At 61.9% G+C, this 20664-nt stretch carries 19 protein-coding genes and 2 pseudogenes; 17 read left to right on the top strand and 4 right to left on the bottom strand.

The annotated features are described in order from the left end of the window. Positions 1-180: 180 nt before the first annotated feature. The 3 genes from ABZT74_RS11305 (at position 181) to ABZT74_RS11295 (ending at position 4775) form a co-directional block, all read left to right on the top strand. Positions 181-1080 (top strand): DNA adenine methylase, encoded by a 900-nt coding sequence (locus ABZT74_RS11305; protein ID WP_356434194.1) that lies wholly within the window; start codon positions 181-183, stop codon positions 1078-1080. Between the two features lie 148 nt (positions 1081-1228). After that, positions 1229-3331 (top strand): DUF87 domain-containing protein, encoded by a 2103-nt coding sequence (locus ABZT74_RS11300; protein ID WP_356434192.1) that lies wholly within the window; start codon positions 1229-1231, stop codon positions 3329-3331. A gap of 10 nt (positions 3332-3341) precedes the next feature. Beyond that, complete coding sequence (locus ABZT74_RS11295; RefSeq protein ID WP_356434190.1) at positions 3342-4775, top strand: hypothetical protein; 1434 nt, start codon at positions 3342-3344, stop codon at positions 4773-4775. A gap of 32 nt (positions 4776-4807) precedes the next feature. Here ABZT74_RS11295 and ABZT74_RS11290 read toward each other — a convergent pair whose 3' ends face one another. Next, on the bottom strand, positions 4808-5647 hold the full coding sequence (locus ABZT74_RS11290) for an HNH endonuclease (protein WP_356434188.1): 840 nt from the start codon (positions 5645-5647) through the stop codon (positions 4808-4810). Then, positions 5647-7173, bottom strand: coding sequence for an AAA family ATPase (locus ABZT74_RS11285; RefSeq protein WP_356434186.1), 1527 nt, complete (start codon positions 7171-7173; stop codon positions 5647-5649). Before ABZT74_RS11285 ends, ABZT74_RS11290 begins: the two co-directional genes overlap by 1 nt. Positions 7174-7471: 298 nt before the next feature. Here ABZT74_RS11285 and ABZT74_RS11280 point away from each other — a divergent pair. From ABZT74_RS11280 to ABZT74_RS11245, 8 genes and pseudogenes are all read left to right on the top strand, one after another. Continuing rightward, positions 7472-7843: pseudogene (locus ABZT74_RS11280) on the top strand (replication initiator); the annotation flags it as partial. Positions 7844-7863: 20 nt separating this feature from the next. Further along, complete coding sequence (locus tag ABZT74_RS11275) at positions 7864-8037, top strand: helix-turn-helix domain-containing protein (RefSeq protein WP_356434445.1); 174 nt, start codon at positions 7864-7866, stop codon at positions 8035-8037. Further along, a pseudogene (locus tag ABZT74_RS11270) lies at positions 8034-9385 on the top strand (site-specific integrase). The gene ABZT74_RS11275 and the pseudogene ABZT74_RS11270 overlap by 4 nt, the downstream one beginning before the upstream one ends. Positions 9386-9558: 173 nt before the next feature. Further along, the gene (locus ABZT74_RS11265; RefSeq protein ID WP_356434184.1) at positions 9559-10194 is read left to right on the top strand and encodes a hypothetical protein; all 636 of its coding nucleotides are present in this window, start codon (positions 9559-9561) and stop codon (positions 10192-10194) included. A gap of 558 nt (positions 10195-10752) precedes the next feature. Continuing rightward, on the top strand, positions 10753-12204 hold the full coding sequence (locus ABZT74_RS11260; protein ID WP_356434182.1) for a hypothetical protein: 1452 nt from the start codon (positions 10753-10755) through the stop codon (positions 12202-12204). An 11-nt stretch (positions 12205-12215) separates the two neighbouring features. Continuing rightward, entirely contained in the window at positions 12216-12569 is a 354-nt protein-coding gene (locus ABZT74_RS11255) for a hypothetical protein (RefSeq protein WP_356434181.1), read from the top strand. 77 nt (positions 12570-12646) lie between these two features. Beyond that, positions 12647-13093 carry a winged helix-turn-helix domain-containing protein gene (locus ABZT74_RS11250; RefSeq protein ID WP_356434180.1) on the top strand — a complete coding sequence of 149 codons (447 nt, stop codon included), beginning with the start codon at positions 12647-12649 and terminating at the stop codon, positions 13091-13093. Positions 13094-13104: 11 nt separating this feature from the next. Beyond that, entirely contained in the window at positions 13105-13674 is a 570-nt protein-coding gene (locus ABZT74_RS11245) for an HD domain-containing protein (protein WP_356434178.1), read from the top strand. On the opposite strand, the gene ABZT74_RS11240 is transcribed toward ABZT74_RS11245, so the two are convergent. Then, entirely contained in the window at positions 13662-14135 is a 474-nt protein-coding gene (locus ABZT74_RS11240) for an NUDIX domain-containing protein (protein WP_356434176.1), read from the bottom strand. The two genes, ABZT74_RS11245 and ABZT74_RS11240, sit on opposite strands and share 13 nt — an antisense overlap. Continuing rightward, on the bottom strand, positions 14135-14902 hold the full coding sequence (locus ABZT74_RS11235; protein WP_356434174.1) for a helix-turn-helix transcriptional regulator: 768 nt from the start codon (positions 14900-14902) through the stop codon (positions 14135-14137). The genes ABZT74_RS11240 and ABZT74_RS11235 overlap by 1 nt, the downstream gene beginning before the upstream one ends. 619 nt (positions 14903-15521) lie before the next feature. Here ABZT74_RS11235 and ABZT74_RS11230 point away from each other — a divergent pair. From ABZT74_RS11230 to ABZT74_RS11205, 6 genes are all read left to right on the top strand, one after another. Further along, the gene (locus tag ABZT74_RS11230; RefSeq protein ID WP_356434172.1) at positions 15522-15689 is read left to right on the top strand and encodes a hypothetical protein; all 168 of its coding nucleotides are present in this window, start codon (positions 15522-15524) and stop codon (positions 15687-15689) included. A gap of 117 nt (positions 15690-15806) precedes the next feature. Continuing rightward, entirely contained in the window at positions 15807-16124 is a 318-nt protein-coding gene (locus ABZT74_RS11225) for a hypothetical protein (protein ID WP_356434170.1), read from the top strand. Continuing rightward, the gene (locus ABZT74_RS11220) at positions 16121-16786 is read left to right on the top strand and encodes a GGDEF domain-containing protein (protein WP_356434168.1); all 666 of its coding nucleotides are present in this window, start codon (positions 16121-16123) and stop codon (positions 16784-16786) included. The genes ABZT74_RS11225 and ABZT74_RS11220 overlap by 4 nt, the downstream gene beginning before the upstream one ends. After that, a complete protein-coding gene (locus ABZT74_RS11215; RefSeq protein ID WP_356434166.1) occupies positions 16786-17910 on the top strand; it encodes a conjugal transfer protein in 1125 nt (374 codons plus the stop codon). The genes ABZT74_RS11220 and ABZT74_RS11215 overlap by 1 nt, the downstream gene beginning before the upstream one ends. Further along, positions 17907-18293 carry an RRQRL motif-containing zinc-binding protein gene (locus ABZT74_RS11210; protein ID WP_356434164.1) on the top strand — a complete coding sequence of 129 codons (387 nt, stop codon included), beginning with the start codon at positions 17907-17909 and terminating at the stop codon, positions 18291-18293. Before ABZT74_RS11215 ends, ABZT74_RS11210 begins: the two co-directional genes overlap by 4 nt. A gap of 93 nt (positions 18294-18386) precedes the next feature. Beyond that, positions 18387-20564, top strand: a complete 2178-nt coding sequence (locus ABZT74_RS11205; protein ID WP_356434162.1) for a cell division protein FtsK — start codon at positions 18387-18389, stop codon at positions 20562-20564. Positions 20565-20664: the final 100 nt, after the last annotated feature.

The raw sequence follows: 20664 nt of genomic DNA, 5'->3' as shown, positions 1-20664 counted from the left end.
GTTGGAAGACCGCTACAGTAACCGTGTCGACGAGACCAGTTGGTTCGTCATAGGCATGGAGGTAGAGAGGATCCGATGGGGACAAAGCGAGGTGTCACACGTCGCCGCAGTTCGTGGCCGCCGGAAGCGGTGTTGGACAAGGCTGAGCCCCTTGTTGATCAGTCACTCTTCAGTCGCTCCGTGATCAGCCCTCTCAGATACCCGGGCGCCAAGCGTCAGTTGGTACCTGTCATCGAGGGTCTCATCGCCGCCAACATTCCCCCTCCACGCCTGCTAGTGGAGCCGTTCTGCGGAGGCGCGACGACGACCTTGAGGCTACTCGGCGCAGGAGTGGCTGAGCACGGCATCCTGGCAGACGTCGACCCGCTGGTTGCTGCCTTCTGGAAGACAGCCGCCTTCGATGCGTCGTGGCTGATCTCTTCCATGCATGAGCTGACGATAACGGTCGAGGAGTGGGACCGTTGGCGTGCCGCCAGTCCTCGCAGCCGACGAGATCGTGCTCTGAAGTGCCTCTTCTTGAATCGCACGACCTTCTCGGGGATCCTCCACGGCCGGGCGGGACCCATCGGCGGGCGTGCTCAAGCATCGAAGTACACGATTGACTGCCGATTCGGCCTGGAGGGTCTGACCCGAAGGATCAATGGTGTGGCCGAACTGGCCTCGACAGGACGCCTACTGGATGTCTGGCAGGCTGACTGGCGAACTACCCTCCAGAGGGTCTCCGAACGCTTCGGGTTCCTTGAAGATCATGAAGTGGTCGTCTACTTGGATCCACCATACGTAGACAAGGCCCTGTGGCTGTATGAGTGGTCGTTTGATAGCGGGGAACACGGCGCCCTCGCCTCGGCTCTGCTGACAGACACTCGTTATCGCTGGCTACTGTCTTACGACGACCATGGAGCGGTACGCGACCTGTACTGCCATCAGCAGCGGCAGACGACGTTGCACGTCTCTCACAGGTACACCGCGGCGGGTTCCGAAAAGCGTACCGTCAAGGACGAGTTGCTCGTGACGAACCTCCCAACGATCCCGCCTTCGGACGACTATAGGGTCCTAGATCTACAAGGGCCCGCCAACTAGCGCGAGTTGGACTAGCCTCAACCGGGGGCCCCTCTGCGTTCGATGAAGTTGTCGGAGGCGTAGGGGCGCTAGGCCGGCGTCAGGTCACACCTGCGCAGGCGCGGTTCTGTCTGGTAGGCAGGCCGGACCTAGCTCTAGGGGAGGGCACATGACCAGGCTATCGGGTATTGCTGGAGCGGCCACAGCTGGCGGGAACCCGTTGACGGCGCTACTCGATGGCGCTAAGAGGCTGGGCGGGATCTACCACCTTGACTATGACAAGGCCATCGTCATCACCGACGACTTCGTAAAGAGGGAAGCGGGTGGTATCCCGCGCAACGGATTCCTGCTGGCGGCAGCCACGGTGCCTACTAAAGAGACGAATGCCCCGCTAGACGAAGACGAAGTTATCTTGCTCCGCGTCCGGGGAACCGCTGCGCTGCCCAATGAGAGCGAATTGATCGCCACGCGGCTCGCGGCCATGCGCACCGCAGATGTTCGCGAGCAGCGACCGGAAGCCGTGATCGATAACCTGACCTCAAGTCAGATCGAGATGTCCGCTTTTGACTGCGAGGTGCTTGGGACCTTCTACTCGGATTTGGTTGCACGTCAGCCGTATGTACAGTGGGGCGCCGATATCGACAACGTGTACTCGGGCGCCCGCTATTTTGTATACCTCCCCTCAGCGGAGGTGCTCTCCTTCATCGCTTCTTATCCTGACAAAACATCGGAAGAGATCGAGAAGAAAGAAGAGCCCGACCTGATCGACATTGGTGTTGTCCGTTTCTCTTCCACGCGCCGCCGCGCGGTAGCTGCAAAGATGGACAATGTCCCCGTGAAGGTTCGCGTGACCGACTTCATCTCGCGAAAGACCGCGGTCCTCGGTATGACACGCGTGGGTAAGTCGAACACCAATAAGACCCTTTGCACGGCCGTCTTCGAACATGCAGCACGCACTCGAAAGAACATCGGTCAGCTTATTTTTGATCCACAGGGTGAATACGCCAACGTAAACGAGCAGGACAAAACTGGCCTTCGGTTGCTGGGTATCGGCAGCGATCGCGTCCGGATCTACAAGATGAAGCCCGATCCCGACGATAGCCAGGAATTCCCCCTGGCTGTAAACTTTCATGACACGAATGAGTTTCCCATGGTGTGGGAGATGCTGGGGGATTCACTTGCGGACATGAGTGCGTCATATGCCAACGCGTTCAAGACAGCTCGGCTGCTGGAACCCGATCGTGACGACTATCCCGTCGGACCTGCTGGCGAGCGTGAATATTACGACACCCTTTGCGATGTCCAAAGGGGCAAACTTGCATTCTATGCCCTGCTTGCCAAGGCGAGCTACCCAGGGTCTACGCCAGGTTTTACTCTCCGTTTCAAGATGGATAAGGCCACCCGGGCCGCGTTTGAAAAGGATCGACCGAGCATCCTCGAGCTCGTAAATTCCAGCAATGGTCTCTGCGCTGTCCATTCCCCCGCGGAGGCCAAGACGGTTGTTACGTGGCTATCGGAACGCATAGCAGAGGTCGTGAGCGACAATGTGCCGACTCAATATCAGCAAGTGAATGCCGCCACGTGGCAAAACTGCGATCCTTTTATGGCAGTGCTGGCCGTCTTTGACGCCAGGGTAGGAAGCGCAGTAATCAACCGAATTAGGACACTCGTTGACTTCCATGACCCCGCGAGTCGCGGTGATCTAGCTGACAAAGTTTGGGATGATCTGGTGGCAGGAAGGCTGGTGATTATTGACCTCTCCGTCGGGAGCGACCGAGTCATCACGATGCTTTCCGAGCGCCTGGTTTTCCGGCTCATCGATCGCGCCAATCAACGATTCAGGGCAAACCGGCCAAATGTGCCAATTCAGATCGTAGTTGAAGAGGCTCACAACCTCTTTGATCGAACTAAGGCGGGCAAGTCCACCGTAAAGGACGACCCCTGGGTGCGCCTCGCGAAAGAAGCCGCCAAGTACGAAATGGGCCTCGTGTACGCGACGCAAGAGGTAACGAGCATTGATAAGCGAATTCTGTCAAACACCTCGAACTGGGTTGTGGCACATCTGAACTCTGACAATGAGACGCGTGAACTGAGTCACTATTACGACTTTGCCGTCTTTGCCGATGGCTTGCGGAAAGTGGAGGATCGCGGCTACGCCAGAATGAAGACATTCTCAGGGAAGTACATCGTTCCGGTGCAGATTGCAAAGTTTGACCATGCCATGATCAACCGTGCACGCGAGGCGGCTGGTCTTCCTCCTATCAATCCCTGAGGATGATGAAATGCCTTACGAGCAAGAGCGGGCCTCACGGATTGGCCATGTACAAACTGCGCTCAGTCCCGCGATCAGCGAAGCGATGGAGCGCTGGCAAACCCCCGCCCTTGAGGTAGGTGACCCTGCTCATATCACAGAGAGGCTCACTTCACTCGATAGTCTAAACAGAGATGACCGCCCCGATCCAACATTTGCCATTGCCTTTGATGGCTCTAACCAGGAAGTTGAGGCTCGCCCGGGATACCCGTCGGTCCGTGTGGGCTACATTCAGATCGCCGGCGTGTACGTCGACATCTTGAAGTTCCTAGGAGCCAACAGCTCAGGACTTGTTAATGCGCGTCAGCTGGAACGTGCACAGATAACGCAGACGGTGAACAGCGTCCTCCCTGGGTCCAATGTTTTCCTCAAAGGAGTCACTGGGCGAGACTCCTGGCGCGCGGAGTTCGACAGGAGTTTCACTGAGTCAGAGATCACTGATTTTGGTAATTCATTCAGTCTTACCGATGCTCTCATGACCATCCACGGCAAACCCGGTGCTCCGGCTTCGTCTCTAACTCTGAGTAAATGCCCGGCCTGTGGAGCGTCAGCTCAGAGAGTAACGGCCTCAGGAGGCGTATGTGCGACTCCGGACTGCATGGAGAAGCTTTACCCAACAGATGTCCTTCGCGGATACGAGGAGTTCACTGAAGATGGGGAGAATGCACTAACTCTCACGCGGGCCATGAACATGGCTGAACGCCTGCTGCTTATTTCCTACATTGACGGCTTCTATCGGGTGGAACCCCGGATGCTGTCACAAGGCATCTTTATTACTGACGGCCCATTGGCTGTCTACGGTCCTGCTGCGCCCATGAAGTCCAAGTTCCTCGAATATTGGACTCAACTTTGTGTTGCCATGGATCGGCGCGACATTGCGCCTCCTCTGTTGGTTGGAATTGAGAAGTCCGGCCGCTTCGCCGATCACGCACGTGTAATTGAGCGTCACATCCCAAACGGGCACGTCATGATGCTGGATACTCCTTATATCAATCGATATGTGACGAATCAAAAACCCGACCATTATTATGGGAAAGATGAGTTCTACGGTCGCCGCTTCATCTACAAGACGAGTACCGGCGAGTCACTCGTCGTGACGGTTCCGCGAGTTCCTGGGGGGCATCCATATGAGAAACCTCGTCGGGATAGCGCCGGCGACTTCATCGAGGTTCCATCCGAAAAATACGAGTCGTATCCAACGCTCAGAGTGACCCTTGAGGCATTGGATCTTATGCAGACCCAGTTGTATCCCAACGCCGTTATTCCTGTCGCCCTCGCCCATTCGGCTTCTTCGCTCCCCTTGGGAACGGGCCGCAGCGTCCTGACGCTGCTCGCTCAAAGAAGCCTTAGAATGCCACAAGACAGCGTTGGACTGAGTCGGTTCAAGCCGCCCAAATATAGGTAACAGCGTGAGGCTCCGCATGTGGGCGGCGAATCTTAAATTTCGTTCATACCGCCGTTTACATACCATTGGCTATCAGCCAAGGCATTGCAGAGAGCGCCCTCCCACGTATTACCCGCAGTCGACCAATATCCCGCTGCGGCCTCCTGTAGGTGCAGGCGCAGCTCATCTGGCCCGGCACGTTTGAGTAGGCCGGAGTGCTGTATTCTGTCAGTCGCGAGCTTTCCTGCCGCGGCAAGGGCGTACTGTCGGCGCAGCCCAAAAAACGTAAAGTGCCGTACTACCCGATCGGTAAAAGTAGCGCTCCAGTCGCCACCCGGTCTAACAAAATACTCGGCACGAGCTGGCGAATCTTCGTGAATCCGCGCCTCCAGCCATTGACTCGTTCCTAGGCTGTCGAAGTAGGGATGAAGGAGCGTCTCGGTTTCATCCGCAGGATCCTTACTGGACTTCCTTTGGTTGCACTTGTTGCATGCCGGGACCAAGTTCGCTGGAGTGATCGCCAGAATTGGGTATTCACTCTTAGGTAGCTGGTGGTCGAGAGTTGTTGCGATCCCTCGCCCGCACAAAGGGCAACGCTCGTACGGTGCACCCGCCAGAATTTGATCATATATATCCCGGCCTGCCTTACTAGTGACCAAGCCGCCGTCGTACGCGAATTCCAGGTACTCTCCATCGCTCCCTGTTGCAGGAAGTTGTCTGCTGAGATCGTGCAACGTTCCGTCACGCCCGGCTGCGAGGTACAGCACCTCTGCCGCTTTCATGTCGGACGTTCGTGCTTCAATCCTATTGGAGTGTGGTTGACGTCGCATTCGTAGCGTCACCGCTGCCGCGGCTTCTGCGACGGTAACCTCAGGAATGTCAAGTTGCAGCATTAGCCCTCAAGTTCAGAGCGGCGCTCAGCGATCAGGGCGCGCAAAAGAGCACGTGCTTCGGTTCCAATAGAATTAAACCGGTCGACAATTTCCTCATAGCTTGCCCCGGAGTCAACCAATTCAGCAAGCCGCCGGTAGTAACCAGTTGCGGTTACCTCAAGGTGGAATACGGAACGAGTCAGATCACCCACGTTCTCGCCCCACGTCTCGATCTCCGGGGGATCAGCCCGCAGCCTTCGGCCGTGCCGGCGGAGCACGAAAGTACACTTGCGGGGGATCTCCTGGAGAACCACAGGAGAGTGTGTCGCGAGCAGAGCCATGCCGTTTCTGTCCCGTAGAAGATCCGAGATGCTCTTAACCAATGCTGACAGTAGGGGTGGGTGAAGGTGCGTTTCTGGTTCGTCGATAAGGACTAGAGTCCGTTCCGTGACGCTTGCGACCAAATGGGTCATCGTCTGATAGACCATTCTGTGCCCTGAACTTAGCTCTTCTAGCAACTCCTCGGCTTCTGCGGCAACCTCATGGATCGGCTCGCCCTCACTGACTTGCAGCAGCAGATCCTCCCGACCCTCAAGGAATCCAGATCCTGCGTAGTTGAGGGTCTGCATAGCTTGTAGCCATAGCTGCCGTCTCGTGCCGATCATGCAGACTTCAAAACTTTCTAGAAACTCGCGCTTTTGATCTGCCTCTGGTTTTAGGAAAGTTCCCCTATTTCCGCTTGCGTGAAGCCCAACGTATTTAAACGGGAGCAGTGTTGAAGTGCGCGTGTCGCTGGCGAAGAGAGTGTCAAAGGCGCTGAATGATACGGCGACGACATTCATTGGCTCCGCCGTATCATCGCTCAAGTCCGAGATGATTGCCGCGCTCCTGGAAACTTTACTCGCTAGCTGATGCAGGATTCTAGTTTTTCCGGCACCGTTGCGACCGATCAGCGCGTAGACATTTGATGGCGGATCGGAGTGGGGGTCCACCTTAAAGCGAAGACTAATGGAATTGGAGGCGCCAATTGGTTTGGCTTCAAATGTCCACTCGTATTGAACCGTCCTGGCTCGCCCATAGGCGATCTTGGCTAGGCGATCGATTTCTGCCTCGCGGTTCTCAATCCCGCGCATGACGGATTGTTTCAAAACAGGTGCATCTCGAACCCGGCGCCAGAGGTGAGTATTAAATGCGAGATCATTCAACCCGCGGAAGAGGTTGTGACGGATTTCATTCGGCAGTTCGTTTAGATTGGAATAGTAGGAATCGTCGACGCCGAGACTGAAATACCCTTGGGGTAGTCGATCGAATGTTTCGTCGAGTTGTTCGCGGGTTGAGGAGATGCCTGGCAGTTCATCGCTCTGCATTCCGGGGTGTGCAATTCGAAGGCGCCCTATCTTGACAAGTCGACCGCCTTGAGTGATGCGTATTTTCAGTTCGAATAGTGTCTGAAATCCGAAATCATTCCATTGCTCCGGGAGCAGGTAGGCGCCTGGGGCTTTTCCGACCGCACTGCGCCACTCAACTAGCTTGAACGTGAAGCTCATCCAGGTAACTCCTAGCCACGTCGGGCGAACCACGGACCGTATGGTGGTGGCAGGCCCGAGCTCCACGTTCGTTCGAAGGCGCTGGCGCGTGCGAGTGCCCAACGCAGATTACCGCTCAGTCGTTTGATCGGGCACGTCCCGTTTGCGGGCAGTGATACCCCAAGGTCGCCCCTAGGAGTCTTCGTTCTCTGGGAATGGCGTCGATGCCCTGCACCGACGCTCGCGGTCGGTGGAGCGGCTTTGGGCTGGAGCTGCTTTGGTGCGAGTGATCATGGCCCCTTAAGCTTCCGGCGCGTCGCTCAAGTTCCTCGCCGAGCTGGCCCAGCTCGACATCAGCGAGCATGCTCGCCAGTTGATCCGGACGGCTTGGGCCCTCGGCGCACGCAAGGAATTGGAGGATCTCCGACTCCGCGCTTGGGCCCACATGCTCGGCTTCCGCGGCCACTTCTCCACTAAGTCTCGCCGCTACTCGACCACCCTCGGCGCCCTCCGCACGGCCCGCGCGGACTGGCGCCGCGCTCAAGCGGCGCCCGCACAGCCCGAGTACGAGACCGAGACGACGTACGTCCTCGCGCACTGGGCCTTCGCTGGAACCGGTCTCTCGGCAGCCGAAGCCTGGCTCTCCGCATCCCTCGAACCTGCTCCTGGCACGGAAGGAGAGCCGACGTGAACCCGCATCGCGACGAACTGATGACCGTTCGCCAGGTCTTGGAGGAGCTGGGCGGGGTCTCTCGACGGACGTTCTACCGCTGGCGTGAGTTGGGGCACGGGCCAGCCGCATTCAAGCTGCCCAACGGGGAGCTCCGGTTGTGGCGGAGTGACGACTTCTCCACGTGGCTGCGGCAGTTGGAGGCCGCGGCGTGAAGTCTCTCGATGTGAAGGTGTGGGGCGTTCGTAAGCGGGACACGAAGAAGTCGTCCTATGACGTCCGGTGGATCGTCGCGGGGAACGTGTTCTCGGAACAGTTTCGGACCAAGGGGCTGGCGGATCACTACCGATCCAAACTGCTCCAGGCCGCCCACGGTGGTGAGGGGTTCGACACGGCCAGCGGCTTGCCCGACTCGATGGTCGAAAGAGCGGCCTCGATGAGCTGGTACGCCTTCGCTCTGCGGTACCTCGCCATGAAGTGGCCTCATGCTGCTCCCAACACGCGCAGTGGGATCAACGAGTCTCTAACGGCGGTGACCATGGCTCTGCTGGACGAGCGGCCGGGACAGCCGCCTGAACGCTTCGAAACTGGGCGTTCGTCCTCCCCGGACCTGATGAGCGCGAGTTGCCGCATGACGTAGCGAACACACTGAGCTGGGTGTCGAAGGCTTCGCGGCCCTTGGCGGACCTCGGTGATGCAGCCCTTACACGGGCAGTCCTGGACTCGCTGAGGCTGAAGCTCGACGGGACCGCAGCAGCCGCGGAAACCGTGCGTCGTAAGCGTCGAACACTGGTCAACACCCTGCACTATGCGGTGGATCTCGGGGAGTTCAAGGAGAATCCGGTGACCAGGATTCGGTGGAAGAAGCCGAAGGTAGCCGGTGATGTCGACCCGCGCGTGGTCGCCAACCCCGAGCAGGCACGTGCTCTGCTGACAGCAGTGTCGTGCGTTGGCGGGTACGGCCGGGCTCGCGGTCGTCGGCTCGTGGGCTTGTTCGCCTGCATGAACTACGGAGCCTTCCGGCCAGCTGAGGCTGTGGCGCTCGCCGAGGCCGATTTGAAGCTGCCGGACGACGGGTGGGGTACGGCGCTGTTGAACCGGACCCGGCCCAGCGCCGGAAAGCAGTGGACGGACTCGGGCGAGACCCACGACGACCGGGGCCTGAAGAATCGTCCTGCCGAGGAGGTCCGGCTCGTTCCGATTCCGCCCCAGCTCGTCGTCATTCTCAAGCAGCATCTCGACACCTTCGGCACTGCTGAGGACGGGCGGTTGTTCACGAACGAGCGCGGGGGAGGCTCGTCGACGTACTACCGCGTTTGGCAGGAGGCTCGGACGCTGGCCTTTTCGCCGGCCGCGGTCGAATCACCGCTCGTTGCCCGGCCGTACGACCTTCGGCACTCCGCCTTGTCGACCTGGCTCAACTCCGGCGTGGACCCGACCGAGGTGGCGGAGCGAGCAGGCAACAGCGTTGAGGTCCTGCTCGGTCGGTATGCGAAATGCCTGGACGGGCGCCAGGAGATCGCCAACCGGAAGATCGAGGAGTTGTTGCGCGAGTACGAGTGAGCCCGGTCGTACGTGCCTTGAGGCCCTTGGCATTCCCAGGGGCCTCTTCGTTGTCCCCAGCACTCCCGTGGCACTGTGTGCTCGTGCGCTATTCCGCGGATGATCTGCCAAGAGTCCTGGCCACTTGCTGGCTCTACTGGATCGCTGTACCGACAGGTGATCAAGCAGGGGTCATGGAACTGATGGGGCTTGTCCAGCCGCGTCCCGTGACGTTCGCCGAAGCCGAGGAGATCATCGACGACGACGGGCACGGAGGGGCGGAGGGCAATCCCGATGGGATGACTCGGGTGTACGTGAGCCCGGAACTCGACGGGTGGACTTTGGTCATCGGTCCGTGGTGCGACCCGTGCGATGCCGAGCGCAGCGACGACGTGTTGCGCCTGTGCCGGGATCTGAGCTCCCGCTACGGCCAGGCGCAGGCGTACTACTACGGGGCCCAACGCGATGGCTCGGCCTGGCTCGTTGCTCAGGACGGCGTCGTGCTGCGGCGCTACTGCGAGACTGGTGAAGGTGAAGATGCCTACATGACGCTGGGTGAGCCCTTGCCGATCGAAAGGGCTCACCGAGAGCAGCTCGGATTGCCGGCGGTATGGCACGAGGCGACGGAATCAAACGAGGATGAGGCCGAGTGGAAGTGGGCCGCCTTCGACCTGGCGCCTGAGATCGCCGCGGCCCTGGGTGTCAGTCCGCTGAAGTTGACAGCGGATACGTGCGCTGTTGGTACTGGGGTTATCGCTCTCACCCCGCACGCGACAGAGGTTCAATCTGCGCCTTCGCGCTTGGACGCTGGGGCTGACCTGGTCACCTAGCGGCTCCCAGGGGCTCGGGACAGGCAGGGGCCGGACTGCTCGATGGTCCACACGTCTTGGTGATTTGCAGTGCTGACCTGGTCATACGCCCCAAGATCCTGTCCACAAATAGTCCACAGACGCCGACATAGGGCCGCTCAGGGCGGCATTCGGCTGCACAGGGCTGTAGATACGCGAAGACCCCGGCCTCAGCGTTTCCGCTGGTGACGGGGTCTTTGGGCACCTTATGAAGGGTGCCCCCGGCAGGATTCGAACCTGCGCACACGGCTCCGGAGGGCATGTCTGCCTGGGGCGGAAGAGGGTGTCTGACCTGCACTTTCCCAGTACTACCTACTGAGTGACGATGATCTCTATCGCATACCATGCGCCGGGTGAGTACCCTCCCACCCGCTGGATGCAAGGCGGGGTGGCTGCCCTCGTGTCCGGCCGGGCTGAGGGAGGCCGGGAGATTGGCACACACGGCCGATTGCCCCCAACGGGATGTCCGCTGGTCCGTACGCGGTGTGGTGTCAGTGGCCGCGGGTAACATGCCGTCATTCCTCAGAGAGGGGTGGGGCGATGTCTGCGAGTGATCACGAAGTTGAGCCTGGAGCTACCGACGATGGTGCCGACGCAGGCCGAGGAAACGACGCCGGCACCATCAATCCGCGACTAAGTGATGTATTTGACTTGACAATTCGCCAGGACGAAGTGGGATTTGTCATCCCGCACCTTAAGGAGGATCTGCCGCTCTCAATTGACCCCTTCCTTCTTTGGAAGTCGGAAAGCGTCGAGTACGCGACTTTGCACGAAACCCTCTTGAGTTTTATCGAAAAAGTGAGGTCGGAAGCTATTGGGGGAAGCGAGGCGCGGGCACAGCTACTTCTCTCCGAGGTTGCTGAGCCGGTAGAGCTAGGGCTTGGATATGCGGCTGGAAGTAAGAGAGGTTCCGCTCTCGGGCCAGCCTTGAGGGCTGCCATTACCGCTACTTTTCGAGATACTCCGCAGCTTCACTCTGGGGGCCTCAATCATATCGAGTTGCTGGCTCTCCTCGTTCCAAAAGTAGCTGAAGACCGAATTAGCGACATCACAGCTTCCGTAATCAAGAAATGGCTTGCGGAATATAGTGAAAAACAGTCGAAGCAGCTCGGTATTCCGACTCGAAGCTTCAGAATGATTGGCTGGGATGGGAGCCGGCTCGATTGGGTGCCGTTTAGCTGCAAGCTTCCGTACAACCCTGTTGACGAATCTCCCATAATTCTGTGCCCGCTCGACCTGTTGCGTCGCCTGCCGTGGATCAATTATGCGGATTACTATCGTAGTGCATACGTGCCGCAGGTGCTTCCTCCAGGGAGATCCAGGAAGGCGGTACCTAAGGAATCGGTGCTGGCGTATAACCGTGCTCATTACGACACGGTCCAGGGATACGTGGACTCCCGTGAGGCTAATGCTTCGCTCTGCACTCCTGATCCACTCTTCACGCCGCTGCGCGTCACAACGCTTAAGCGGAAGCTTGCTGAGCTGCGCAAGTTGCCCACGGGTAGGGCAGGGGGTGCTGACAAGCAGTTCGAGGATCTGGCATACGAGTTGCTTTCCTCCCTGCTTTACCCTGAGCTCGATCTCGCAGCCGACCAAGTGCGGACAATCAGCGGCGCGCACATTCGTGATGTGATCTTCCACAACGACAGAAAGACCGCTTTTCTGGGTGACCTGCGTGATCAGTATGGAGCCCGCCAAGTCGTGGTCGAGTTGAAGAATGTGAAGTCTTTGGAGACTGAGCACGTGAATCAACTCTATCGTTATCTGGACGAAGAGGACATCGGGAAGTTCGGCATCCTCCTGGCACGTAATCCTTCGCCACGAAATGTGGCCCAGAATATTGTGGACCTGCACTCATCAAAGCGGGCGGCTGTGCTGTGCCTTGACGACAGCGACCTTGAGCTGATGCTTCAGTTGATGGAATCTGGACGTCGGCCGATTGAAGCCATTCGGAAGAAGTATGTGGAGTTTACGAGAACTCTACCGAAGTAGGAGCATTTGCTATGACCAACATTAGTGAAGCGCAGGCGGAAACATATGACCGCCTGGTTCCGATGCTGACAGCCGCCCATAGGGAGATGAGTGAGCTTTCGAAGAAGAAGCAGGATGGCATCGTCAATGCTTTGAAAATTAGGAACATCAACAGGCTCTTGGATGAGCTCGTTAAGGTTCTCGGCGACGATCCGAGTCGGGATTTTCTCGAAAAGCTGGACGAAGATACCCTGCCGCAAAACAGTGACGTAGTGCTGCTTCTGAGTCAATGGCAGGCTGCACTTGAGCAGTTCAGGAAACAACACTATGGGCAAGACTCCATGTACCAATATCGCTGGTTCACGGTGGAGAATCCGAGGTCGTAGTCTTGGAGGGGGATGCCTTGGAGTCGCGTGAACGTGGGAGGCTTGTTCGTGACTACCCGCTCGCGGAAGGGGAGGCTGTGCCACAAGCGAGTCCACGCGGCACCTATCTGCAAGTCTCTGAGGCGTTGCGGCAACAGATCGAGTTGCGCAACGCGGACAGTGTCTTGCCGTCGGAGGCCGCCCTCATGCGTGTGCATGACGTCTCGCGCAATACCGTCCGCCGCGCTCTTAAGGTGTTGGAGGCCGATGGTGTCGTTGAGTCCGCACCCGGCATCGGTTGGCGTGTTGTCCAGGGCGGTGATCGACGCTCTTTGGCACAGCGGATGACGGACCTGATCGCAGAGGACTCCCTTGCGGTGGGCGACACCTACCCCTCCGAGGCGAAGCTGTGTGAGCGGTTCGGGTCTTCCCGTACCGCTGTGCGCCGCGTGCTTGCCCAGATGGAAGGTAACGGCCTGCTCTTTACTGTCCACGGCAAGGGGAGAACCGTGCGTGCCCTCCCGACGCCCACCGTCCGGCCGTAGTCTTGGCCGCCATGGGACTGACTGAGTGGGCGTACTCGCTCTCCGAATCGCTGCTGTCCGATCCGCTCCCGCGCCGGTGGGCGCACTCCCTGGGGGTCGCCAAGCGCGCTCGCTCCCTGGGCCCGATCATGGGTGATGATGCGGAGTTGCTGGAAGCTGCTGCGGTGCTGCATGACATCGGGTACTCGCCGGCCATCGCCACGACCGGCTTTCACCCCCTGGACGGCGCGCGGTTCCTCCGAGATCAGGAAAAGGCAGACGAGCGGGTTGTTCGCCTTGTGGCCCATCACTCCTGCGCCTTGCTGGAAGCCGAGGAGCGCGGGCTGAGGCAAGAGCTTGAGGGAGAGTTTGAGCTAGAGCGTCCGGACCTGGTCGACGCTTTGCTGTACTGCGACATGACGACGACGCCCGATGGGACGCCGACCACCTCGACCGAGCGGCTGGATGAGATCGTGCACCGGTACGGTCCGGACACGATCGTCGGGCGATTCATCCAGCGCGCGGCCCCCGAGATCCACGCGGCGGCGAAGCGTGTTGAGGGCCGGTTGACGCAGGTCTCTGCCGACAGTCAGCCGATGTAGGGCTCTCGGCGCGTGTCGTCGAGACCGTGGCGGATGCGCAGCATCATCGACGGATGAATGTCCAATCCGTCAAGGTCCGTTGGGTCAACCCAGCGGACCTCTTTTGACTCGCTGCTCGTACGCAGGGAACCGCCGATAGGGTGGGCTCGGAAGCAGATGGAGAACTGCTGCCGGACCTCCCCGTCGTCGTACGCCAGCACGTGCTCAGGGTCGGTGTAGAGCCCCACGATGCTGTCTACCTCAACGTCAATGCCAGTCTCTTCCGCGACCTCGCGGACGACCGTGTCACCGATGCGCTCGCCGATGTCGTGGCCACCGCCGGGCAGTGCCCATAGATCGTTGTCCGTCTTGTGGATGAGCAGCAACCGCCCCGAGTCGTCTTGGACGACCGCGGTGACCGAGGGCACCACCGAGTTAGCTTGAGGCGCGTTCGGATCGCGGAAGTAGTCGATGCGGCTCATCAGGCAGTGCCCTCCCAATCGGCAGGTGAAGAGATCGGACGGGCCGATTCCCAGACCTTCTCAACGCTCTCAGCGTAGGCGTCGAAGAGCTCACCGCCGGGCACGCGTTGCAGGTGCAGCACCGGAGCCATGTAAGCACCGACGCCGTATAGGTGGCCGTTTGCCAGCATCTCGTCGTCGGCCCGGTAGATGGAGTTGTAGAGGGTAGTCCCGTGCAAGCGGAACTCCACTCCGGGCAGGACGAAGAGCGGTCCGTAGTTGATGAGGGCGTTCCGGATCTTGCCAGCCATCGCCGCGCCGATCCCTTCGTCCTCGCCGCGCACCGCTACGGCCGGCGACGTGGGCTCTCCCAGGATGAAGCGGATGGGTACTCCGTCGGCTGACTTCTCTTTCACGATGCGATGGAACGACGCGTCTTCTGTGAGCCAGAACCCGGAGTACACCAGCAGGTCGAACTGACGGGTCGCCTTGGAGTAGAGGCTTGTCCAAAGGGTCTGCATCACGACGGACCGGTGCGGATAGAGCCTGACCAACTCCGCGTTGCCGGCGGCCGCGACTTCAGCTGACGTGCGTTCGTCCGGCCACAGGTACGACACCTCGCACTTCAAGAGCGACGCTGTTGCGAACTGGAAGCGCCGGTATGGCTTGCGCTCAGGTTCGTTGATCCACCGTTCGACTGTCTTCGCTGCGACCCCGAGCCGTTCGGCGACCTCATCGAGCGTGAGGCCCAAGTCCACTATCGCGCCGCGCAGTCGCTCGTTCGCCACGGCCAACCTCCGACTTCCTGGGACGACTTGGTTCGACTTCACGGTAGCTAAGAACGACCTGAGCCGTACATCGGCGAAGTCGATCGTCGTCGCTGCTGACGCCAGTCTGTAGGTACATCGAGCACGAGGGGCTCGCAGACCTCCAACAGTCGAAGGGCTTGACGGAGCGAACCCTCCTCTGCAAGATGAGGAACACGTAATACATGTTCCTCTCGCATGGATCGCGTCAGCGAACCGAGCGAGCGCACGACCAGGAGCCCCGCGTTGGACGGGGGGAGGGCACCGGACAGTCGTCTGTTTTAGGCGATCCCTTGGCAGTCCGGATGGCAGACCGAAAGGTCAGGTCTCTGCCTACGACGGGGCCCTAGCGAGCTGTTCCTTGATCCGGCAGCCGCGTCCCCGAAAGAGACCACCCATCTGCCGCATCTATCTGCGGCCGGTTGCCTCCCCTGCTCGTCTCGTACGAGCGGGGCTGAGGGGAGCCGAGCACAGATCCATCAGCGCTCCACCACCGCGCCGTCTCCGCGGCCCGGGACCTCTCCGGGGCGGTCGTCGCCCGGAAAGGACCGCGACCACCCGGTCGGGGTCCGTACCTTCACCGCCTATGCCAGGAGTTCGAATGTCCGGCAAGAAGTCGCAGAGCGAGAACCCCGACCTGACCACCCCGGAGGCCGTTGCTCGCGGTCAGAAGGTCTACGACCGGATCGCCTCCGGCCAGTGCAAGGACGTCCGCTCTGAACTGGACGCCGCCTACGGCCAGGACGGCAAGCGCAAGCGCGCGAACTGACCTGCCACAGCGCTACCGCCCCGCTGAACACAGCCCCTCTTTCCTCGCCGGGGTGGCCGCCTCTCGCCAAAGACCGAGGCCGCCCCGGCTCCCTTCGCTCCGTCAGGAGAGATCCACATGCGTGAGTACATCGGTAACCACCAGGCCGTGAACGCGGCTGAGTTCGAAGAGCTGGCGCTCGGCTTCGACATCCTGCCCCTGGGTATCGACCGTGACCTGTTCCGCGGTCCGCTCGGTGCGGAGTCGGCCGAGGAGCGGGCGGCCCGGCTGGACGTGGCCCGTGAGGTCATCGCGGACCTGGCCGCTCAGGGTGAGGGCGGTGACGAGGTCGCCGCGTGGGATGCGCTGTATGCCGACGCGCTGACCCGCACCGTTCCGTTCCTGCGTGCCGCCCGTGCCGCCGGCCGTTCGGCTGGGACGGAGAACGCGGCATGAGCCAGAGCCTTGCGGCCCTGGCCGCAGCCTTACCGCTCGCGTCCGGCTGGTCCATCCACAGCCTGTGGATGCGCCGCAGGATCGAAGCTGCGCGTCGCGACCCGCTGACCGGACTGTGGACGCGGGACGCATTCGAGGAGCGGGCCCGCAACAGTCTCGCGCACGGGTCACATCGCGCGGTGCTCGTGTTGGACCTGAACTGGTTCAAGGAGATCAACGACACCCACGGGCATGCGGCCGGGGACGCGGTGATCCGCGCCACCGGCAGGCGACTCGGGGCGTGGGCGGCCGGATACCGGGGCGTGGCCGGACGGCTGGGCGGGGACGAGTTCGCCGCTGTCATCGAGGTGTCCGGCGAGGTCGACGTTCATCACGCCAACGTGAATGCCAGGGTGCTTGAGCTGATCGGCAGCCTTGAGCGGCCGGTGCCGTTCGAAGACTGCGACATCGACGTGCACGTATCGGTCGGTGTCGTCCGGCACTGGCACTGCGCCCCTGAGCTGTCCACCCTGCTCCGGCTGGCGGATGAGCACATGTACCGGATCAAGCGGGAGGGCGGGGGCGCGAGCATTGCTCCGGCACACGAGATCGCTCCCACGCTGGCCACCGTCCACGGCCGCCGTATCGGCCGGCGGGGCACCACCGGCAAGGAGGCATCGTAATGAGTACGCGCAAGCCGCTGACGAGGGTTCAGATCAGTGTTCTGACGGCCGCGTTCGTGCCCATGCTGGCCACGGGTGTTGTCGGCGGGATCGGCACGTACAGCAATATCGGCCACGCCTACGGTAAGGGGACCGCACTGGGTGCGCTCGGTGCCGGTGAAGGCGCGACCGCCGTCCTGGCCCTGGTCTTGCTCGGGCTGACCATGCTGGGCCAGTCCTCGCCGCGCGTCGTCCGGTCGGGGCTGTGGGCGCTTCCCGCCGCTGCTGCGTGCATGGGCGCCATGGCGGCATCCGACCCGGGCCGCACGGTCATCTACGCGTTGACCCCGATGGGCATGTCCGTTTCGGCTGAGGGCATGGCGTTTCTCGCCCGGCGGATCGTGGTGCACACGGACGGCCGCGACGCGGAGAACGAACGCCGCATCGCCGACGTCGTACAAGCCCTCGCCTACCACCGGGCCCGCGCCGTCAGCCACCCCAGTGACCGGGTCAGGAAGTGGTCGGAGCGCAAGTCGTGGCGGCTCGCACGCAAAGTTGGGGTCGGGGACGTGGCACTTGGATCGAGGCTGCTGGACGTCCAGCGCAAGCGGATTACAGGCGGGGCGGATGCCGCGCTCGCCTCGATGTTCGGCGGAACCGACCCGGCGCCCGCACCGATCGAGAATGCACAGGAATCGGCCGACACCATGAGGAATCGGTCTACGGCTGACCTGCCTGAATCGACCCCGGATCCGGCGGTCTCGCTGACTCGATTGCCAGTGCCGGAACCGGTGGCGGTCGACCTGGGGAAGTCGATTCTTCCGCTCAAGCCCGTGCGGGCGATCGCGGCCCCTGCCCCGATCCCGGCACCGGTTGTGGCACCGGTCGGTCGGACGCTTCCGGCGGAATCGAATCGACCGCGTTCAGCGACGGGACGCGTTCCGCAATCCGCCCGATCGCCGCGGCCCAGGCGGACGGCCGATCAACTGCTCACCGAAGCACGGTCGGTTACGGCCGGATGGTCGGATAGGCAGATCACCGCTGAGGGCATCCGCCGGGAGGTCCACACCTCACCGGCCAACGCACGACTACTGCGGGACACACTCCTCGCTGAGCGTGCCACCGCACGCAGTACGGCCCCGTGACGCGGCTACGGCTTGCCGACTGCTTCGACCCGACCGGCGAACGGTTCGGCATCCCCACCTACCCATGGCGCCATGTCCCCGATGAGTTGGGCTTGGCCACCCGCCGTCAGCTCCGCATCCGCGGACTGCGCCCGGGCGGCCAAGACGTGGCAGCGCAGATCCTGCGGCCTCGCCGCAAGCGCGTGCCCCTGACCGCCTACCTCTACCGGCTCGACCTCGCCCGGCCCGTCCGCCCGATGACTCCGGGCAGGTGGCGCGCACACGAGGCGATGATGCGTGCCCGCCGTACCTGCCCACAGTGTCGACGCGATGCCGGATACGTGATCCCGCCCACCCTCGGCATGTGCGTGAGCTGCGCGGATGCCCCGCGGCTCGCTGCCTGACCCGTCCAGCGAAACCCCGGACGGCCCGCCCGCTGCGGTGCCGTCCCACCCCCCTTCCACCTCACTCACTCGACCAGAGGGAGCAGGCTCACCGTGTCTGAGAACACCGTCACCGGCCAGGGCGAAGAGCAAGAGCGCCCGGACGCCGAAGTCTTCAACATCACCACCAAACAACCCATCGCCACCCCGGCTCCCGGACCGGCCGAGGTGCCCGTTCCCGCCGCGCCGGCCGAAGCGGACGACGACGAAGACGAGTCGCCCCGACTGCGTCCGGTCGACTCACCCGACCTGCCCGCCCCGGGCATCACGAACTACAAGCGGCTGCCGATCCTGCCGAGTTGGCTGACGTCCAAGCCGGGGTTCGTCTCCACCACCCAGCGCGCGGCCAGCAACGCGTTCTACTCCACCGTCTTCCACGGCATCCGCACCCCCTGGTACGCGCTGCAACTCGGGCTGAACGCCCCGCGCGGCACCGCCCGGCTCGTCCGCGACACCAACCGGTGGATGTGGGACGCCGAGGCTGCCCCGCTGCGCGCCTACGAGGTCTACAAGGAGAACACCGCCGAGTACCTCAAGCTCTCGCGCCAGCGCGACAGCCGGGTGCGGCTGCGGGTGCTGGTCACAGCGGTCAGCCTGATCTTCGGTACGGGGTTCGCGCTGACCATGTACGTCATGGCCCCGGGCTGGCTCGCGGTCCTGGCCTCGGCTGCGGTGCTGGTCGCCGGTTTCTGGGGCTCCCCTCAGGACCATCCCGTCATCGGGCCCGCGGTGCTCAAGACCGAGATCCAGAAGCTCACCGGTTCGATCGTGCTGCGCGCCTTGGACAACATCGGCAACGCGAAGCTGTCGGCTGCCCTCAAGAAGGGCGCCGACATGAACGGGATGCGCTTCACCAGCGAGATCACCCGCGACGGCCCCGGCTACCGCGCTGACCTGGACCTTCCCTGGGGTGTCACCCCGGAGGACATCATGGAAGCCCGTAAGCCGCTCGCGTCCGGGCTGCGCCGCAAGGTCGGCTGTGTTTGGCCCTCGGCCGACCCGACCGAGCACGAGGGCCGGCTGATCCTGTGGGTGGGCGACAAGCCCATGAACGAGACGACCAAGCCCGCCTGGCCGCTGCTGAAGTCCGGGCAGGTGGACCTGTTCAAGCCGGTCGTGTTCGGCAACGACCAGCGCATGGGCGACGTGGCCGTGACCATGATGTTCGCCTCGGTAGTCGTCGGGTCCATCCCGCGCATGGGCAAGACGTTCCTGATGCGCCTGTTCCTGCTCATCGCCGCACTCGACCCGCGGGCGGAGCTGTACGCGTTCGACTTCAAGGGCACCGGCGACTTCGGCGCCCTGGAACCGGTCTGCCACCGCTACCGGGCCGGTGACGAGGACGAAGACATCCTCTACGTCCTGGAATCGCTGCGAGAGCTGCGCACCGAGCTGCGCCGCCGGGCCAAGGTCATCAAGTCCCTGCCGCGCTCTCGCTGCCCGGAGTCGAAGGTCACCCCGGCCCTGGCGAACGACAAGTCCCTCGGGCTGCACCCGATCGTCGCCGGATTCGACGAGTGCCAGGTCCCCTTCGAGCACGAGAAGTACGGCAAGGAACTCGAAGAGATCGCAACCGACCTGTGCAAACGCGGTCCCGCGCTCGGCATGGTGACCCTGTTCGGCACCCAGCGGCCCGACGCGAAGTCGCTGCCCACCGGCATCAGTGCGAACGCGGTCCTGCGGTTCTGCCTCAAGGTCATGGGCCAGCCCGCCAACGACATGGTCCTCGGCACGTCGATGTACAAGGCCGGATACCGGGCCACGATGTTCTCCCGCACCGACCGCGGCATCTGCTGGATGGCCGGTGAGGGCGACGATCCGCGCATCGTCGCGTCCGCGTTCGTGGACGCGCTCGGAGCCGAACAAGTCGTCGTGCGGGCCCGCAAGATGCGCGAGGAGTACGGCAACGTCACCGGCCACGCCATCGGCCAGGAACCCGAGAGCGGTGAGGCCGCCTTCGACCTGCTGGCCGACATCCTCAGGGTCGTGCCGGCCGACGAGGACAAGGTGTGGAACGAGAAGGTCGCCGCACGCCTGGCCACCCTGCGCCCGGAGGTCTACGACGGCTGGAAGGCCGAGACGGTCACCTCGAACCTCAAGCCGCACGGCGTCACCGCGCAGGACGTATGGGGCTCCACCGACAAGGGCAAGGGCACCACCCGCCGCGGCATCGCCCGCGCCGACGTCACCGCGGCTGTCACCGTACGTGATGGGAAGCGGTCCGAGGGCTGACGCGAACCGTTGCTAGACCTAGCAACCGCCGCTGCTAGGTCTAGCACCTCTACTAGCAGCTCAAACCGGCCCTCATCAGCGATCTCGCATCTAGCATCCC

Source organism: Streptomyces sp. NPDC005302 (assembly GCF_040607345.1).
Taxonomy (GTDB): domain Bacteria; phylum Actinomycetota; class Actinomycetes; order Streptomycetales; family Streptomycetaceae; genus Streptomyces.
The sequence above is the reverse complement of the archived record's forward strand: the minus strand, read 5'-3'. Positions and strand labels throughout refer to the sequence as shown.

Coding starts and splice junctions, on each gene's coding strand:
- ABZT74_RS11295 (WP_356434190.1), top strand. CDS start 3,342: ATGCCTTACGAGCAAGAGCGGGCCTCACGGATTGGCCATGTACAAACT.
- ABZT74_RS11225 (WP_356434170.1), top strand. CDS start 15,807: ATGCGTGAGTACATCGGTAACCACCAGGCCGTGAACGCGGCTGAGTTC.
- ABZT74_RS11275 (WP_356434445.1), top strand. CDS start 7,864: ATGACCGTTCGCCAGGTCTTGGAGGAGCTGGGCGGGGTCTCTCGACGG.
- ABZT74_RS11215 (WP_356434166.1), top strand. CDS start 16,786: ATGAGTACGCGCAAGCCGCTGACGAGGGTTCAGATCAGTGTTCTGACG.
- ABZT74_RS11290 (WP_356434188.1), bottom strand. CDS start 5,647: ATGCTGCAACTTGACATTCCTGAGGTTACCGTCGCAGAAGCCGCGGCA.
- ABZT74_RS11230 (WP_356434172.1), top strand. CDS start 15,522: ATGTCCGGCAAGAAGTCGCAGAGCGAGAACCCCGACCTGACCACCCCG.
- ABZT74_RS11300 (WP_356434192.1), top strand. CDS start 1,229: ATGACCAGGCTATCGGGTATTGCTGGAGCGGCCACAGCTGGCGGGAAC.
- ABZT74_RS11220 (WP_356434168.1), top strand. CDS start 16,121: ATGAGCCAGAGCCTTGCGGCCCTGGCCGCAGCCTTACCGCTCGCGTCC.
- ABZT74_RS11240 (WP_356434176.1), bottom strand. CDS start 14,135: ATGAGCCGCATCGACTACTTCCGCGATCCGAACGCGCCTCAAGCTAAC.
- ABZT74_RS11255 (WP_356434181.1), top strand. CDS start 12,216: ATGACCAACATTAGTGAAGCGCAGGCGGAAACATATGACCGCCTGGTT.
- ABZT74_RS11245 (WP_356434178.1), top strand. CDS start 13,105: ATGGGACTGACTGAGTGGGCGTACTCGCTCTCCGAATCGCTGCTGTCC.
- ABZT74_RS11285 (WP_356434186.1), bottom strand. CDS start 7,173: ATGAGCTTCACGTTCAAGCTAGTTGAGTGGCGCAGTGCGGTCGGAAAA.
- ABZT74_RS11260 (WP_356434182.1), top strand. CDS start 10,753: ATGTCTGCGAGTGATCACGAAGTTGAGCCTGGAGCTACCGACGATGGT.
- ABZT74_RS11265 (WP_356434184.1), top strand. CDS start 9,559: ATGGAACTGATGGGGCTTGTCCAGCCGCGTCCCGTGACGTTCGCCGAA.